This window comes from Spirosoma endophyticum (genome assembly GCF_900112365.1).
Classification (GTDB): domain Bacteria; phylum Bacteroidota; class Bacteroidia; order Cytophagales; family Spirosomataceae; genus Spirosoma; species Spirosoma endophyticum.
On record NZ_FOLQ01000047.1, the window covers coordinates 1 to 17,942 of the forward strand.

A 17,942-nucleotide genomic window follows, 5' to 3' on the forward strand; every position below is an offset into this window, starting at 1 on the left:
CTTTTTGAACCCTAAGGCCGTCTCGTCTTATTTGAGCAGTTTATTCGATTAGATAAGCCAAGTGACGAATTATGTACTTTTCTGCAGAACTACCCGACATTACAGCAAAAACTGCAAACGCTGATTTCAGCCAAACTCTTTTGGGTGCTATCGGGAGATGATTTGCGGCTGAATCTGAATGATCCCGACGAGAAGAAAGTATTAGTGCTGGGAAATAACTCTAATCTGGATGAAGTCTATAGCCCGGTACTGGCTTTGCTGGCCAGCGTCGCCCTGAAAGAAATGAACCAGCCCGGCAAGGCCGAGAGTATTTTTATGGTGGATGAATTTCCCACGATCTACCTACCCCGTTTTGAAACCTACCCGGCGACATGCCGCAGTAATGGAGTCGAAGTAACGATTGGCATTCAGGACTTTTCCCAAATGGAAGAACGCTATGGGCGCAATATGAAAAACGCCATCATGGGCACCTTGGGGAATCAGTTTTTTGGAATGCAGGCTAATTTGGAATCCGCTAAATACGTCTCTGAACTATGGGGCAAAGAGGAAGTGCAAGCGACTTCAACCAGTCAAAGCGAAGCGACCGGCGGCACTCGCCCAGGGGGTAATACGGGCCAATCGGTGAGTTTGACGGAACGTCAGCGCATCAAAGTACAAGACGTATCGAATCTGAAGCAGGGCGAATTTTACGGCAAGCTGTTTCAAAGTGATTTCAGCACCTTTAAAGCACGAATCAAAGCGGTTGAGCGGCCAGCCGGGGCGCAGTGGAAACCTTTTAGCCAGGTAACCGACGGGATGATTGAGCAGAATTTTAGCCGCATCGAGGCTGATATTTTAAGCCTGATGAAAATGTCGACCGATTCAGGAACACCCTTTCCGGTACCTGTTCCCCCATCAAGTAGCAATGGGCAGGCATTAGCCGACGAGTTTTAGATAAGGCTCGCCAATGATTGCCTTCGGCGACCCCTTAGCGGGGAGCAGGCAGCCCAACAAAGGCGGGTCCGTGATGCCATAAGTGGCATCACGGACCCGCCTTTGTTGGGCTGCGATGTGAGCCAATTACTGATAACCATATAAAAATGCTTAAAACTAAGTAGTTACGTGACTCTAAAGACTCTTATTGCTGATCTTAAAAAGCCAATATCATCTGTACTAAGATCTACAAAAATATGCTCATTATTTACTATAAAATGTTTCAAAAACACAATTAACATGGATATAAGCACAGATCGCCTTCTCATTGGTCAGGGCTTTCTTTCTGTTACTGGAGAAGAAGGGGGAAATAGTGTTATTTTTCTTAATGACGATGATTTAACTACCGCAGGTGATGGTAATGGTCAGACGGTTAGATTTACTCTTGAACAACTTGATAGTTTTGAAAAGCTTAAGCAGAAGCTTAACATATCCGTTGCTGCTTCACTAGGGTTTGGAATTTGGAGTGCCGACCTTGCTGTGGACTTTATGAAAAGTGGCACCTTTACCCAACATAATAGTTTCCTTGTACTAGATGTGGTTGTTACTAACCCCGCCAAAGTCTTAAAGAAGTCTAAAATGACGAGAGCTGCACTCATGAGAGCAAGCTTGGGAGAGGCAGATTTTTTAGATTTTTGCGGCAACTCTTTTGTTTACGGCAGACAAACGGGCGGACAGCTAACCGCTGTTGTTCAATTCTCTTCCACTTATAAAGAAGAGTATGAGGAAGTAAAAGCTCGAATTAATGGGGCAGTCGGTGGCTATGGCAAGGGAAGTTTATCACTTGATCAGGCGATGTCTAGCATATCAACCAGCACTCATACTAAAATCGAAATTTTACGTAAAGGTACTTCAGATGTTATTCCGGGAATAACTGAACTCATCAATGTTGCGAAAGAATTCCCCGCTCGTATTGCTCCGGGGTCAGGTAATTCCGCGATAGTTAATATGTTAACCAGAGGCTATAATACAGTTGATAATTTTCCGTCGCGTAAGATTGATCTAAATATTCTCGACCAACAGGCACGCACTATTGAAACAGTGGCTTCTTATTTGGATAGAGGCTATGAGGTAAAGGGCGATTTACTATTTCTTATAAATAATCCAGACTTATTTGACTATCCAGGCGATTTAAAAGCAAATGCCACTGCTGCTTTTCAACAGAATGAAGATATTATCTTATCCTTACGTGATAAAATAACAGAAATTCGTCAAAATCCTAGGACAGTAGCCCCCCCTCCACCAAGCTTTTCATCTCTTAGTGTAGTCCGCAAAAATAAGGCAATACCACCACCACCACCACCACCACCACCACCACCGAAGCCTCCTATTTTGATACTATTTGAGGATAGAGGTTACGGGGGGCGAAAAATAGAAACAAACAATAGTATCGCCGATCTTCGAAATTTAAACTTCAATGATAAACTTACGTCGTACGTAGTTAATGGAGACCCTCATGAATATACTATTCAGTTTTTCGCCAATATTAATTTTGATGGAAAGCTTATTGAAGTAGATTCACCTAGCAGCGATGACGATATGAGTAGAATCTTCCGTTCCGATATTGTATCTTCTGTGAATATTATAAAGAATTAAATAGATAGGATTACGCAACAATCCTCCTAAAGTACAACGTCCGCCTACACTCCGTAAGCTAGCCGAGCGTTGCACTTTAGGAGGATTATTATATAAAAATGTTATATAATGTGGCTTTTCTAAGAATGAAACTCGTTGTAGTCAAAGGTTAGAAACCTTGAAAATTCTTATTTGAGATATAATTCTATGTAGACTATGACAAGACTATTAAGCACAAAATTGTAAAGCAGAGATAAATACACTCAGGGACATATTAGGATTGCGTCCGGACAAGGTCTTATGTGGATTGTATAAAAGGTAACCGTTGTGATAACATTTGAACACTAATTTACGCTAAGTATTTTTAGCTGTATAAATTTATCTATGTAAGTTTTGTAGAAGTGTGAGTATGTCAACTGGAATAAACCCTGGCATATCATCAATTACTTTATTTATTATTTCCTCTTTCAATTTCGTGTTAACTGATACTGGTTTATCATCAACAGTAATTTGCTCATTCTTAGTTTTTTCCCCATATTTTCTTAGATTAGGGAAAGTCGTTTTTATTGCTTCTTCTAATTTATGGCCTTGACATAGCAAATACCATGTTGGTATATCTAATGATATTTCGTTGACATAATAAACGGTAGTGACAGAGTTATCACTAATATCTAAAGTTTTTGCAATTTCTGAAACTAGTGTATTGACAATTTTTTGAAGCTTCGCTTTAGGAAAACTAGGGAAATGATAAAAAGTGTCGTCTTCTTCTAACCCGAAGTAAGACCTTTCTACTATTTTTTCTCTTAGTAGCAAATTGGATAAAATAATAGGCTCATATATATAGTTTTCTAAACTATACCGTGATGAAGAACCTAATATAAAAATTTTTTCGTTTCCGTAATTCTTGTTATCCCAATCAATAATTCCATATATGGTTTGATTGCCAAAATTAGCAAGTGTATTGACTAACTTCTTCACTTGGTCACAGTTCCCTGTATTTCCTTTTATCAGTCCAGATGGCATGAAATAAAGTGACTTGTCATTTTGAATATATTTTTTTAATCTATCATATACCTTTGAGTAAAAACTGACATCTACCTCACTTTCAACTATTACTTGTCGTCTGTTATCTGCATATATACTGAAAGAAGGTATTCCATCAGTAAGTAATTTCATAATCTGTTCTTTAGATTTTTTCTCTATTCTAGGATACTCTTTTTGCATTACAAATAAAGAGTCATCAGGAGCCATTGCAACAGTAGAAGGTGAATGTGTTGTCATGATAACTTTAACTTTCTTTTGTTCAACAAAGACCTCTTGGATTACACTTAGAAGCTGTTTAGCCATTGAGGGGTGAAGTGGGGCATCAGGCTCATCTAGCAACAATAATTTTGGAAATGAAATTTCTAACTTTGTATTATAAAGTGCCAATGTTAAGGACATTAGCACTTTTTCCCCAGATGATAAATCGGAAAAATTGACATTTGCCCCATTTGTTTTATTAACAAGCTTGAATGCATAAGGCATATCTCGCTCATCTTCTATTGGATTATTGATAGAATACCCAATATTAGCAGCCTCAAATATTTGATTGACAAACTCCCATGGTGGTGTACCATGCTTTTCTATGAACTCTATGTCAGATAGATATAATTTATTAATACCTTTTTTATTTTTTAGATATTCATTGAATGCATTATCGTCGTACTTATCAGCGTAACGTTTGAATATAGCAGAAAAATTTTGTTGAAAAACGTCTTGAACTAGATTAGAATATAGGGGCATAAAATTCATTATATCTTCACGAGTCAATTCTTCAATTGGCTTTCTAGACTTATTTAAAATTGTTAGTACAGTTTGATAATACTGAGAATTATAATTGTTAATTGATTTTTGAAGATCAAGATCAGGTTGATTTCTTTTTTGTTGAACATAATTATTAACTGCATTGTAAATATTTACAATTTCGTTAGAATAACTTTCTCGAGTAACTTGGTAAGCATCATTAGGATTAAACGAGTTAGAATTCATGTATTTAACAGGAGTTAACTCTGTTTCACTTTCGTATACTTTTGCAGCTTTCTCTTCAATTGCTTTTAACAAATGACTCTTTCCTGCTCCATTTATCCCAGAAATAATTGTAAAATCTGGCAAATTGAAATCCATCTTCTCTAATAAAGATTTATATTTTTCATTTATTACTACTCTGATCATTATATCTTCCAATTAATGTTTATTAATGATTTGCTTTTTTTAGATTAAGTGATTTTTTGTGCTTTGTTTGCTCGCTTATCTCCGCAATTACTCGTTCAAAAACTTTCTGAGAATAATTATTAGGCACTTTTGATCTGTCTGTAGTAGACTTCTTAAATTGTCATTTTACAAATAAACATCTCATTTTGTAATTATCACTTGAGTTTATAAGCCAAAATGACTCTTTTGTTACTATACAAACGTTCATATATGTAATAAGATGATTAAATATGGGACACTATGAACGTTAAGTTTGATTAGAAATTTATATAGAGTTCCGCTGCCTACTATGAATGGATTTGAGCCTACTACTTAGGGCTTCTCTTAGATCAGCTTCAGTATCCCAAAAAATTATTCGGTTGGTAGCTAGATCAAAATGTATAGCTGTGCCATTTTTAGCAGTCAAAATCACCTCTTTTCCTAATGCATAGGCGTAACCTGCCTCGTAATAACAATTTGGTCGTTCCCCTGTAAGATCCGCTAATACTATCTCACTTCTGTCTATTTCTTCAAGTATTTGATTGTTGATTTTTCCACTATTTTCAAAACTATCTATTCTGATTGCAGAAAATCCGAAATTATCTAAGGTAGGGATTATTACCCCTTCATGAGCTGAGTCAAGAGTTTTGTCACCTAACTTCATGACAATAAAGGCCTGTCTTCTTGATCTAATAGCAGATTGAATTTCTTTAACAGTATTGGTGAAATCTTTTCTAAACTCAATAGGAGGCCTTGAAAGTAAGTGGTTAGGTAGCTCACAATCATCAATTTGAATTGGAATTATATATCCTGGTTTCCTAGATTTTTCAAGAACAAAGCATGCTAGAAGCTCTTTATTCATGAGCCACTTATCTTGAATGTAGTTTTTAGAAAAGATAATAATTACATGTTTTGAAAAGAAGGTTCCTTCCTCAATCTTGGAGTGAACATCCTCACCCAGAGAATATCTAAGATTGGTGCTAATTGGTTGAAAATCGACGCCACGTAACTTTTCAGCTAGTTGATTTACAAATTCTTGGTCTTCTAGAGCGTAACTAATGAAAATTCTCATTTATAGTGTAGATTTTTTTTAATATGGTTGCTTGGGAAAATTTAATTCTTGAATTTTTGTTGGAGCTTAGAACATTTATTTCTATTATTTGATATGTCATTAATTAATTCTTTAGTAGGTTATTAATGCAGTTTACAATAAGTAGAAATAAATAAATGTGATATCTTTTAATGTCCTGAAGGTTGAAAGTACATAAATTATTTTAATTATTGATAAAGTTTAGTTAAAGTTATAATCTCGTTATAAATAACAAAAGTTTGCTTCGAATTAGACACGGTTTATCTATTAACAAGAACGAATTATGAATAAGGGATAGGCTTGTTTGGCAACCTAAACAACTTGTTACAAGGCTTAAACGGACATTTAAGATTTGTAACAAACACTACTTTTCCCCTATCTTGGCGGTCTAAATCCCTCCTTAATGGAAAGTCAGCCAATACCTCATGTGGCCTACTACCGAGTCTCGACCAAGCAGCAAGGCCAAAGCGGACTAGGCCTTGAAGCCCAGCGGACCCAGGTGATGGGTTTCATTGGTAGCCAGGCTCAGTTGGTGCGGGAGTTCATTGAAGTGGAAAGTGGCAAGCGTAATAGTCGTCCTCAACTGATCGAAGCCTTAGCTTATGCTAAACAGAACAAGGCTCGCTTAGTCATTGCCAAGTTGGATCGGCTCAGTCGGAATGCTGGGTTTATCTTCGCGCTTAAAGATAGTGGGGTGGATTTTGTCTGTGCCGATATGCCCGATGCTAATACGCTGACCATTGGCATCTTTGCTACCTTGGCTCAGCATGAACGAGAGTTGATTGGCGAACGAACCAAGAAGGCGTTAGCTATTAAGAAGCAACAAGGGTTTGTCTTAGGCTCCCCCCAGAACTTGACGCCACATGCTCAGCGAAAAGGGGTGGAAGCCATTAAGGCTAAAGCAGCCACGAACGAAAACAACCGGCGAGCTTTATTGACTATTAAAGGCTATCTGCATCAAGATAAAACGTTACAACAAATTGCTGACGAGTTAAATGCGTCAGGATTTCGCACGGCGAAAGGCCATCTCTTTCAGCGGGTACAGGTCCAACGGTTAATGGCTAAGCTTTCATAAAAATATAGATTAAGCATAAGTACCTTCTGATGTTAACCGAAGCAAAGATAATGCGGCCAATGTATCTAAAAGAGGCTGCACTTTTTCAACTTTAACACGCTTGAATTGCCTAGCTACCTGGATTACACTAAGTGGTTGGTCTGCCTGCTGCACTAAGGTACGTACCGCCTGCATTTGTTGAACCAGTTCTTTGGGCCATTCCTGTGGCCCTGTTTCCGCAACCGTATTAATTTCGGAAGCGGTTATCACGCCCAGATCGATGCCTAACTGTTGCTGTTGACCTGGAGCTTGATAGGTTGGTCGCAGATATCGAATGTGGCCCGCCTGTTCTTCTGCTGCTCGTTCCTGATTGAGCCGGACCAGCCGGGTCAGGATCTCATTCTTCGGCAAATCTGCGGTACCTGAGCTGGATTGCCAGCCATACGCTTCCACGACGGCTGTGTCAATTTGCTGATGCAGACTGAGTACTACTGACGCCAATCCCTGCTGATTGATGAGCTGGTCTTTGGCCGTTAAGGGCTCTCCAATACGTATTTTCTCGACTACGTTGTATAAATCCGTCAGCGTTAACGTAGTATGTTGCGCCTGCTGGCGTTTGCGATGCGCGTCTAATTGCTCGGCTAACTCCCGGATGCGGGACTGTTGCGCGGGTGATGCGTCGGGAAATGGGAACGGATCGAAGCATCGAGAATTATTATAACGTGGAGTGTTTCCGCCTAGATCACTACCTGCAGCAATCGCCCAAATGACATGGATTCTGCTAGATAAAACTCCTAAATGATACGCGTCATCCAATCCAATACCAATAATGGCGTCGTCGGGTAATACAGATGATTCCAAGAAGATAAATACCCTGTGTTTTGCAACATAAACAGTGGCAATATACCGAGTCAAGTCGCGAATTGCGGGTCTAAAAGTGGAACGTGGTTCTGCAAATACCCACCAGCGATTTTTTGTAGCTTCTCGACGTACTTCGTCGCGTTGCGGCTTAACCGTATTATAAATATGCTGATATACCGCAGGAAATTGATTGATGACTTGTTGTTCTGTTAGGCCAAAGAAATCAATAATTAAAAAATTTCGGGAAATACTTGTTATGTCTTTCCCATTCAAGAATGGCTTAATATAATTACCAAGATTTGGCAAAGATCCTAGACCCAATTTCTCCGCTAACTGTTTGTCTATTACAAAGCCTTGCCCAACGGGAATTACGCCTCGACTACTTAATTTAAGGTTAGATTTAAGTGGAACGGTACTCGTCAAGTCGGCTCCTATTGATAAATCAGAATTTATAATAGAGATTGTTTCTACTAAATCTACATCTATAGCTTCTTCTCCTTCAATTGACTTTTCCAAGACCACGTTAGCATGAATTCCAGGCTGACTACCTCGTTGAGCGACCATCATAGCTACATCAAGGGCAGCACCGTCAGAAGCATCAACCCAAGGATGTTTTGGAATAGCAAACGATAACGAAATTGGTTTTTCCTCAGCTTCCATATGACGTTGCAGAACGCGCCGATTGAAAACTTGAGTGACTGAACTAGTTGTAATGAAACCAAATCTTTCAGTACGCCCATATCGTAACGCCTCTGCCGCTTTATCCCACCAATACATTACTAAATCTGCCGAATCTTGTACGCGATTTATATAAGCTTTACGTAGTGCATCAGCGTAGCCATCGCCTAACAATTCACGCATCCTTTTATTACCCACATATGGTGGATTTCCTACGATAAAATCAGCTTCAGGCCATTTGGCGGGTTTGGGGTTAGGGTAATCAAAAACGGTTGTCCGAGCAGTTTCGTCAGGTATCTGCTGGCCAGTTACGGGATGGGTTTTGGTCGTTATACCATCCCAGCGCGTAACGGGTTGCCCGTTTACATCTAATCGAATTATGGGCGGGTCGTGTTGCAAAACCGCATCCTGCTGATGAATGTTCTCATATTCGTCTAAGAGTGGTTCACGCAGTTCGCTTTCGCCCTGAGTGCGCAGGTGCCATTGCAGGTAACCGATTTTGAGTACTACGTCGGCAATGGCAGCCGCGCGCGGATTCAGTTCCAGTCCTAGCAACTGACGCGGGCTTACGGTAGTGCCTCCGCTGAGATAAAGTAGTCCTGTTTGTCCATAAGAGTTAATCGCTGCTAATACCTCGCCCTCTAAGCGTTTTAAGTGTTCTAACGTTACATACAGGAAGTTGCCTGATCCACAGGCAGGGTCCAGAATACGTAATGACGTCAGCCGGTTCAGAAACCGCATTAACTCGGCACGGGCTTCTTTAGGTTTATCTTCCTCTAATTGCCGCGCGGCTGCGGCCTGCGCCGTTGTCCATTCCCGACGTAGTGGCTCAATAACTGTTGGCAAGACTAGCCGCTCGACGTACCGGCGTGGGGTGTAGTGAGCGCCTAAGCTATGCCGTTCCCGCGGATCGAGCGCTCTTTCCAGTAGGGTTCCGAAAATAGCTGGTTCAACAGCCGTCCAATCGGCTACGGCAGCTTTCAGAAGTAATTGCATCTGCTCGGCTGTTAGCGGTAAGGCTCTGGCGTCATGAAACAACTTGCCGTTGAACTGGCGCAGTCTGGCTTTTAAATCAGAAGAGAAACCACCTGCATCCATTGTATGCCACAGATTTTGGAGAGCATCGGGCAGGTACTGAAGCAGATCGGGCAATGCATACTGCCGCAGCATTCCAGTAAATGATTCTTTGGGAATCAGACCTACATCTTCCGAAAACATTGTAAATAGACACCGCATTAGAAACTGGGCTACTAGGTCGGGCGCATGGCCCGCCCGTTCCAACTGAGAGGAAACTCCTGCTAGATACCCTGCTAGCTTTCGCGTCACCTGGGCAGCCCGGCGGCTGGGATCAAGTTCACGGGGTTCGGTAAAGATTAGCCGAAGCCGATTCCGCGTTTCCTCATCGTCCAGCCTGGACAGTGGCACCCGGTAATGCGTCTGATCAGGAAACGGTACAAACGAATCACCGACACCCGCAAAGTTGCTGTATACATCGATGCAGTAACCCACGTCGGCCACCAGCACAAATAATGGCCGGGGTTCTTCTGTGGGTAGAGCACGAACGTAATTGAGAGCCTGTTGACGAGCCGCCTGCATCATCTGCCCCCATTTGGCCGTTCCACGTACAGCATGACCTAGACGACGTTTTTCAGGTGGCAAGCCCAATTCAGCACGTTCAGCTTTTCTCTGCTGATCGGGTGTATCGGTACCTTGTTTGGTTTCGAGAACGAAGCAACCGCGCTTGTAGAGATCAATACGGCCCACGCTGGTTTTTAACCCATCCTGAAAGGTTACAGCCCGTTCGAGTACATAGGCATCCTGGGTAGGATTATCAGTAGTTGGATCTGGCCTAGAAACTCCAATTAGATCGCAAAGATCATCTATAAACATGCTATAGTTAGCGCGTTCAGCTCCGCCCGATTGTTTCCAGCGGGCTTCAAAGTCAGGATAAGTCACAGAAAGAGGGTAGATAGTTTTTAACCAAATATATTGCTGATAAGTGACTAACTAATCAAAACTACCAACCTGACCTGCTCACTTTTTCTCCTGAAGTATATTCCGTGTTTCTTTGGCGTAAGATCCTAAAAGGGATATGCTAACTTATGAGACGTAAAAATGCTGATACTGAGAAAGGGACGATTCGAGCCCGTGATATTATAATTAATCTTTCATTCGCTCGTACAGCTTTATCCAAATTAAGAAATAAAGACAAGGAGTACGATCCACTAATCGACGCAATTATTAGCATTGGCGAAGAAGATCCGATTCCGGAAAGTAAAGAGCTTCAGGCGCTCTTTTCTATTAGTCCAGCTAAACTCAGAAAGTGGATTGATACATTGTATAGGGACTTTCTAGACACGATTCGTACTGACTCTAAAGTAATTCAATTCGCAAGATTAGAACACAGAATCTGTGTTTACGGATCTAGACAGTTTATTTCATTTCTCTGTCAGCTACCAATAACCCCTCGGATCGGCGAAGAAATTGATGTTCCTTTCATTGGTGCTTATACTACTGGATCTGGTGGCTCCTATTATGTATATGATATTAAGTACGAGTTTGGAGATTCTATAATGACCGTCAATATTTGGGCAAGACAAGGTTTTTATAACAAGCATTTTGAGTATTTAAAGGATAGGGCCGATTTCGAAGGGAAGTTAAGTGAAGTGGAAAGTTTCGATATGACTGAATATGAAATTGAGAAGGAGTTGAAAGCTTGGTATAGCTAAGTCATTAATAGTTAGCCATCTATCTGATGAATGTTTGTATACTATGCCTCTAATAAATCTAAAATACATTTATGATCATTTTACAAACGTCGATTGTAAAATGATCATAAATGTACAATTTTGTATGTATTTCTAGAAATACATAGATTTGTATCTTTAGAAATCTATAATTCTAAACCCGATGAAAATTATAACTATTGCTCACCAAAAAGGCGGAGTAGGCAAGACAACGTTAACTCTGAATCTTGCTGCCTGTTTCGCGCAGGGTTTGAACGTCGGCGTTCTCGATACTGATTTGCAGGGTAGTTTATCCGGCATTCAAGAGGATTTAGACGGTATTACGTTTCTTCCTTATGATGGGCAACTAAACCGCCTGACTGATCAGCCCTTTGATATTCTCATTATTGATACACCTCCATACTTGACTAATCAGTTGCCTGATCTTTTCACCATTTCTGATTTTGTGCTAGTTCCATCTAAGGTTGGATTTTTTGACGTGATGGCAATCAAGGCCACGATTGAGTTTTTGAAGCAAGCCCAGCAGCAGCGGCCACAACTGAAGTACGGCGTGGTGCTGAACATGGTGAAACCCCGGACAGCATTAAACAAATCAGTGCAGGAAATTTTAAATGATTATGGGGCCATCCTGTTAACGACCACTGTGTCAGATCGGGTTAGCTATACACGTTCCGCCATCACAAGCGGAGTATTTAATGGCGACGACGAAAAAGCTAAGGAAGAGATAACCAGTTTGGCTGATGAAATCTTAACGACCTTAGGTTTATAAAGGTTAGAAATATAGATTTATATAATTATAGAATTCTAAATCATGGCAAAATCAACGGAATACGCCAATAAGCTACAGGGTTTCGCCGACCGAGTAAAGACCGAACCTGTACAGCTTCCAGTGCAGAAAGTTACACCGGTGCAAGCCGCTGCTGAAACGAAGGAGGAGCAACAATTAAACGTTTGGATTCCTAAAGACCTAATGAAACGGCTAAAAGTGAAAGGAGCAGAGACCGATCAGAGTTTAAAAGAAATGGTTATCGAGGCTCTCACTCAATTCTTATAGTTCATAATCTATTATGAATTTTAACGCGATAATGTTAACTTGTATGAAGTAATGGACGAACTGGAATTACCTACTGACCCAAGTTCTTTTGTCTTTAAAGGTATCCTACGAATCGAAACGGGTGAGAGAATGGCCACCCATTTTGTATTACTGACAGATAAAAGCTCACGCCAAATTAAAAAGACATCTTGGGTTTTTGATTGGCAGCGGGAGTTAAAACAGACAGACAGGCATGTATACAAGTTAGTGATGTTATCAGAGCCTGACACAATACAAGGCCTAATTAGTTTATCCTTCGAAGCAGGATATATTTTTGTTCAGCTTATCGAGAATGCAGCTTTCAATCGTGGAGAAGGAAAAGTGTTTGATGGTGTAGTTGGTAATTTGTTAACTTTTGCTTGTTTACTATCTGTGAATAGTGGTTTTGAGGGATTCGTAGCATTCGACTCCAAATCAGAGTTGATACGTTATTACCAACAAAACTATGGAGCTATACGAATAGGTGGCATACGTATGGCTATTGACGAACATGCCGCCCATCATCTGATCAACAAGTATTACAAGGCTTAATTATGATAAAGGAAGGCAATATTAATTTCACAGTAGTGAACACTGATCTAACTGACGAAGACCGGGAACAGATTAGTGCTTGGATTCGAGAAAGGAAGGCAATGAAAGCAACGAAAGTCAAAGCTTCTAAAGAGACGTCTGTTAAGCGGTCTAAGACCAAGGTGTAAAGCCCATTAATTGTTTAAAACGGCTTCAACCTCTTGTTTCAATCGCTCCTGAGCAGCTTTGCCGATCTTGACGAACACAGCATTGCAGTACTTTGCTCGGTCCTCTATGCGGTCCTCTGAGTTATCTTTCAATTGCCAATCATAGATTAACTTATTAGCGGCTTTGGTACCAACATCCTCAAGGTACAGAGCTATATTCTTGTCTGTCACCTTCCAGGATCGGAGATTTGCAATTACCTGAGATATAACGGTATGCTGTAGCCAGAACTCCGGTATTTTTCCATCCTGCTTACGTTTCATAGTGAACTTGAAGCCGGTTATCTTCTTACGTCCTCGTGTTAGCCGGTCTGTTTCGTAGACTGGCTCATAGCTGAATGCTAGATTTGTATTAGCTAGTTCTTCCAACGGCTCAGCAATAGTATACTTAATCAAATCCTTCGTAAGAGGATACTTCATTTTCGGATTTCCCTGCTGGTCCTTCTTAACTTTTCCCCTTTTGTCCTTTTCCTGAGCACAATCCATTAGCTGCCTATACTGTTCAACAGTCGGACACCATACACCCGTATCTCGGAAGGCCGACAGTATTTCAAAAAAGCGCATCGAATACCAGCTTTTCAGCCCCATGTAATTATTGAGCTGATATGTCGAATAGTGGGCAATCTGAATAAAATACGGTTCTAATTGTGGATTGAGCAGTACTGTAATGATTCCGTCTTTATATCCTACAGCTCGTTCCTTAGTTGTGTCCAGTAGATGGCGGATGTACCATTCTGACTTATCCAAACTCTCAAATTCCCACGTTACCGCAGTCAATTCGTGAAGCGCCCCTTGAACTTCCTTATATGCGGTCTCTTTGGTTATTCCAGCGTCGGTAACTATATCCACAATGCGAAACTGATAGTAAGGACGTAATTTGAAGTCGTCATCACGTATCTGATCTATAACACGCGCCATGACACGTTTAGCTGTCACGCTCATTCTACCCTGTCTAGCAAAGGTTACATTCCAATGTTGTTTAATTATATCCTTGTGCTTAGGCTCATAAGTCAAGTCTAGTGGTATCACTAGTTGTGTGCTACGTTTATCCTGCCCATCCATATATCACAGTATACAATAATCTGCTGCAATTTAATAAAAGGAGTTATGTTATACAACTCCTAAAAAGCCGGTGTATTTCTCCTTTTATTGTATGTTTGAGTGGGGGTATTTCTCCTTTTATTACAGCCCCTAAGTGGGGGTATTTCTCCTTTTATTAGTATTGACTCCGTATATATATTAACTATAATAGTAAAATTTCCTACTATAATAGTTGTGGAGCGCGCGTTGCTAAAAAAAATGTGGATAAGGTTGAAAAGACTAAAAAAATCGCCTGATGAGGAAGCGAAAAAACAAAAAACAAAAAGGACCGCGCGTTTGCTAAAAAATCGGAAGAGGCCCGCAACTAGATTTTTAGTTAGTAAATTTTTTGAGCTTACCAGAAATTAGGTTGGTCCCTCAAATCATCCGGTTCATCCTCACTAAGTCTAGCTATGTCCCCAATCGCTTTACAGTAGCCAGTCAACTGCCTTAGTAACCGAAATATAGGAAGTTGGTACAGTGTATAAAAACGCTTTATTTAGTCGTAATAATCACCCTTCAACACATTAGCACAGATAAGTCAAACTTGAATTCTCCTCAAAATTGGTGGAGTCAGTACAGTCAGATTGACCACGTAAAAAGATTACGCTCTTGGCTCCTTATCTTCAGTCCACACAGAAAAGGCCTCTGGTAAGAGTCATTGAGGAGAGAGTGTGCAGAAAGCCATTCTGAGTTGATTTCAGGCTCACCAGGCTACGAACTAGCCGAAGACAATGATTTGTATGTCTTGCGTTCCAATCGAACGCCTGACGGTTGTTTTTCAAGTTCACCGTTTGATAAGGATATTATGTCCGTACCTGATCAAGTCATAATTTTAGAAAGCTGTATCAAAAAGTGTGACCGAAAAAAAAAAGAATTAACACCTCAGTATCAGTACTTGGACATTCGGCTAATTTTACAGAAACGATTACTAAAGGACTAATTATTTCCATTTTTATAAATTAACAGACGATGAACTTAAGTGATATTGCATTATATACAGTCTATATACTTTTTCTGTGTATATTCTTTTTTGGATCTCAAATGTTTTCTGTTGACTACGTTCGTGCAATGGGCAGAATTAAGTATGCTAGTTTTTTTAAAATTCTTGAATACATATTTCTCCTTGTGACATTTTTTCTCATTAGTGTTCTGCTAAAATTTGATGGACTGTTCTATTATATAGTTGATGCACTTGTTTTTGGTTTCTGTAGCTGGCTGTTTGTCGATCATCGGAAGGCAAGCCGAGATATATTGCATAGACAATTCCATAAGAGTGCAGAGAACAAAGTCAATCGCGAAGTTCGACGGACGATCTTAATGGTACGAGAATCAACCTACAGTGATAACTAAGCCAGGCGGGTATTTACTCGCCTTCGCCCTACGGTCTCGGCAAAAAGTATTATCTGTTCGATAATAGCAAGAGGGAACGGGGCTAACGCCACCGTTCTCTCTTGCCCCTTCGGGGTTCGCTCTGACAATCAACTATTTACAAAATTTACTTTACAAATAGTGTAGCTATTTTATAGTTATACTATTTGTAAATGCTTGATAATCAATTTTAGAAATAACTATTAAACTAGCTACTTGTCAAATGCCGAAGTATAAAACAGTCAATGCCAATGAAAACGACTTTGCCGACTTTGAAGGGTTGGCGAATGCCTACGGCTTAACTAATACCGCTCTATTTGCGGCAATGGTTACCTATTTTAAAGTGACTAAAGCCGACCCCCGCGACCCCAAAGCCGATAATCCAACGGATGCTATAAAGGCATTAGATAAACGGTTAATTTCTTTTATTAAAGAACAGGAAAAAAAGACGCTGAATCCGATGAAAGAAGCCCTGTTTGATTTAGCCAGTTCGGAAGGAGCCACGCGCAAACATGAGCTTAGAATTGTCAATCAAAACGTCAAAAAAATTATTACCTATCTTAAAATTGACGGCTGATTATGCAGACTAAATTTACCAGTCCGATTAAGGGAAATAATAAAGGAAGTTGTCTACGATTAGCGACGTATTTAGAAAAAGAAAACGGTCAAAAAGCGGAGTTAGAAAAAAGTTATTTTTTTTCGGTTAACCGGGACCATTGTAATAAATGGGAAGTCGTACAGCAGATTGATAATAACGCCAAAGGTCAGGGCTTGGAGCGTAAAGACGACCGGTTTTATTCCCTGGTGATTAGTCCCAGCCAGGACGAACTAGCCCATATCGGCAACGACCCGCAGCAGCTCAAAGCATACACTCGTCAAGTAATGGAGAATTACGCGGCCAACTTTAACAAGGGGATCGACAGTCAAGACCTGGTATGGTACGCCAAGATCGAGCACGAAAGGAAGCACGGTTTTGACAGTCCCGAAGTGAAGGCCGGATTATCCCAGGCGGGAGAATTGAAGGAGGGTGACCAGCGACATATTCATATTATCGTTTCCCGTTGTGCTGCCAGGGAGAACGGCCACGTTTTGCAAGCTGAGCGGACGCTAACCAACGCTGACCGAACGATGAGTTTGTCCCCCATGACCAACCAGCGCGGAGTTGGGCAGGGAGCCGTAAAAAGTGGCTTCGACCGGGAAGATTTTTTTCGGGCCAATGAACACAGTTTTGACCAGATGACCGGTTACCAGCGCAGCCGGGAAGAGTCCTACGACTACTGCAACGGCATCGCCAGCGGGAAGCAACACCAGTACGAGCGGAGTGCCGCCCAAAAGGACCGCAGTGTAGGCCAATCGCTGGGAGCCAGCCGTGACCAAGAATTAACCAAATCCAAACAAATTGACCGATCCGCCGAAGAATATCTTGGCTATTAAACCACTCAACTTACTTATGGGCTTTCAAAAAGGGTATGAATCCGGCCAGTTTTACGGCAGTTTATTCGTCAACGTTTTCAAATATATCATCCTACCGGGCGTGTGTGCCTTTGTGGTCTATTTGCTGTTAGATGTGGCTATCGAAGTCGTTCTAAAAGACATGCTGCACCAGGCTAAACCGGAGTTCGTCCGAAAAGCCGAACTCTGGATTTACGGGGCACTCTTTCTGTTTTTTCTCTACTTATTAGCCGGGGGGCGTCTAAGTAAACCCAGCATCGCCCAGGCTAGCGTTACCACGCGCACCGGTTTAAAAGTGGCGCGGGGCGTATACAACCTGGCCACGCTGGAAGGGGATATTCCGATGATCAAAATCACCAAACCCACGCATCATAACTTAATCGCCGGATCACCCGGCAGCGGCAAGAGTTTCAGCATCATTGAACCGATGCTGCTGCAAGCCATGCAACAGGGAAAGGCGGGGTTAGTCTATGATTACAAGTTTCCCACCTTCGCCAAACTGGTAGCCGCCAGCGTTGCCAAAGGGGTTACCCCTTATTACATTAATTTCGATGATTTGACCTATTCGCACCGGGTCAACCCCATTCATCCCCAAGTCATGACTGAAATGGCTTACGCCCGGCAGTTTGCTACGACCGTGGTTAAAAACTTAGCCGGGCAGGGGGGAGATACAAACGGTTTTTTTATTGATTCGGCTATCGGCTACTTAAGTTTGCTGTTCTGGTATCTACGCACTGAACACCCGGCTTTCTGTACGATACCGCACGCCATTCTATTAGCCTTTCAGGATACCGAACAGGTCGTTGGGCTTTTAGAGACTAGCCGGGACCCGGTCACCCGTACCTCAGTACGCCCGATCCGCACGGCCCTGAAATCGAGTAAGCAGTTAGCCGCTATCGAAGGGACATTGGGTAGTTCTGCAGAAAAGTACATAATTCGTCATTTGAACTACCCTCGTTAGTTAGTGATCTGATTCTCTTTGCTTTATGGTTTAAAAAGTTAG

General features: G+C 41.3%; 14 protein-coding genes. 10 read left to right on the plus strand and 4 right to left on the minus strand.

Going from position 1 to position 17,942, the window contains the following annotated elements:
• Window positions 1-144 precede the first annotated feature (144 nt).
• Entirely contained in the window at window positions 145-933 is a 789-nt protein-coding gene (locus BM202_RS35175; protein ID WP_177236817.1) for a type IV secretory system conjugative DNA transfer family protein, read from the plus strand.
• Between the two features lie 279 nt (window positions 934-1,212).
• Window positions 1,213-2,568, plus strand: a complete 1,356-nt coding sequence (locus BM202_RS35180) for a peptidase inhibitor family I36 protein (RefSeq protein ID WP_093835085.1) — start codon at window positions 1,213-1,215, stop codon at window positions 2,566-2,568.
• Between the two features lie 357 nt (window positions 2,569-2,925).
• Here the strand turns inward: BM202_RS35180 and BM202_RS35185 are convergent, their stop codons facing one another.
• On the minus strand, window positions 2,926-4,761 hold the full coding sequence (locus BM202_RS35185) for an AAA family ATPase (RefSeq protein ID WP_093835087.1): 1,836 nt from the start codon (window positions 4,759-4,761) through the stop codon (window positions 2,926-2,928).
• Between the two features lie 304 nt (window positions 4,762-5,065).
• Window positions 5,066-5,851, minus strand: a complete 786-nt coding sequence (locus BM202_RS35190) for a TIR domain-containing protein (protein WP_093835089.1) — start codon at window positions 5,849-5,851, stop codon at window positions 5,066-5,068.
• 421 nt (window positions 5,852-6,272) lie between these two features.
• On the opposite strand from BM202_RS35190, the gene BM202_RS35195 reads away from it, so the two are divergent.
• Window positions 6,273-6,944, plus strand: a complete 672-nt coding sequence (locus BM202_RS35195) for a recombinase family protein (protein WP_093835091.1) — start codon at window positions 6,273-6,275, stop codon at window positions 6,942-6,944.
• Between the two features lie 9 nt (window positions 6,945-6,953).
• On the opposite strand, the gene BM202_RS35200 is transcribed toward BM202_RS35195, so the two are convergent.
• The gene (locus BM202_RS35200) at window positions 6,954-10,418 is read right to left on the minus strand and encodes a class I SAM-dependent DNA methyltransferase (RefSeq protein WP_093835093.1); all 3,465 of its coding nucleotides are present in this window, start codon (window positions 10,416-10,418) and stop codon (window positions 6,954-6,956) included.
• 146 nt (window positions 10,419-10,564) lie between these two features.
• Between BM202_RS35200 and BM202_RS35205 the strand changes: the two genes are divergently transcribed.
• The 4 genes from BM202_RS35205 (at window position 10,565) to BM202_RS35220 (ending at window position 12,833) form a co-directional block, all read left to right on the plus strand.
• Window positions 10,565-11,191 carry a hypothetical protein gene (locus BM202_RS35205; RefSeq protein ID WP_093835095.1) on the plus strand — a complete coding sequence of 209 codons (627 nt, stop codon included), beginning with the start codon at window positions 10,565-10,567 and terminating at the stop codon, window positions 11,189-11,191.
• 181 nt (window positions 11,192-11,372) lie between these two features.
• Entirely contained in the window at window positions 11,373-11,978 is a 606-nt protein-coding gene (locus BM202_RS35210) for a ParA family protein (protein ID WP_093835097.1), read from the plus strand.
• A 42-nt stretch (window positions 11,979-12,020) separates the two neighbouring features.
• Window positions 12,021-12,263, plus strand: a complete 243-nt coding sequence (locus tag BM202_RS35215; RefSeq protein WP_093835099.1) for a hypothetical protein — start codon at window positions 12,021-12,023, stop codon at window positions 12,261-12,263.
• A 51-nt stretch (window positions 12,264-12,314) separates the two neighbouring features.
• Window positions 12,315-12,833 (plus strand): hypothetical protein, encoded by a 519-nt coding sequence (locus BM202_RS35220; RefSeq protein ID WP_093835101.1) that lies wholly within the window; start codon window positions 12,315-12,317, stop codon window positions 12,831-12,833.
• 173 nt (window positions 12,834-13,006) lie between these two features.
• On the opposite strand, the gene BM202_RS35225 is transcribed toward BM202_RS35220, so the two are convergent.
• Complete coding sequence (locus BM202_RS35225; RefSeq protein ID WP_093835103.1) at window positions 13,007-14,098, minus strand: replication initiation protein; 1,092 nt, start codon at window positions 14,096-14,098, stop codon at window positions 13,007-13,009.
• A 1,612-nt stretch (window positions 14,099-15,710) separates the two neighbouring features.
• Between BM202_RS35225 and BM202_RS35240 the strand changes: the two genes are divergently transcribed.
• From BM202_RS35240 to BM202_RS35250, 3 genes are read left to right on the plus strand one after another with little or no spacing between them, the layout of a single operon-like run.
• A complete protein-coding gene (locus BM202_RS35240) occupies window positions 15,711-16,064 on the plus strand; it encodes a BfmA/BtgA family mobilization protein (RefSeq protein ID WP_093834511.1) in 354 nt (117 codons plus the stop codon).
• A gap of 2 nt (window positions 16,065-16,066) precedes the next feature.
• Entirely contained in the window at window positions 16,067-16,921 is an 855-nt protein-coding gene (locus tag BM202_RS35245; protein ID WP_093834513.1) for a DUF5712 family protein, read from the plus strand.
• 16 nt (window positions 16,922-16,937) lie between these two features.
• The gene (locus BM202_RS35250) at window positions 16,938-17,900 is read left to right on the plus strand and encodes a type IV secretory system conjugative DNA transfer family protein (RefSeq protein ID WP_093834515.1); all 963 of its coding nucleotides are present in this window, start codon (window positions 16,938-16,940) and stop codon (window positions 17,898-17,900) included.
• The last annotated feature ends 42 nt before the right edge of the window (window positions 17,901-17,942 follow it).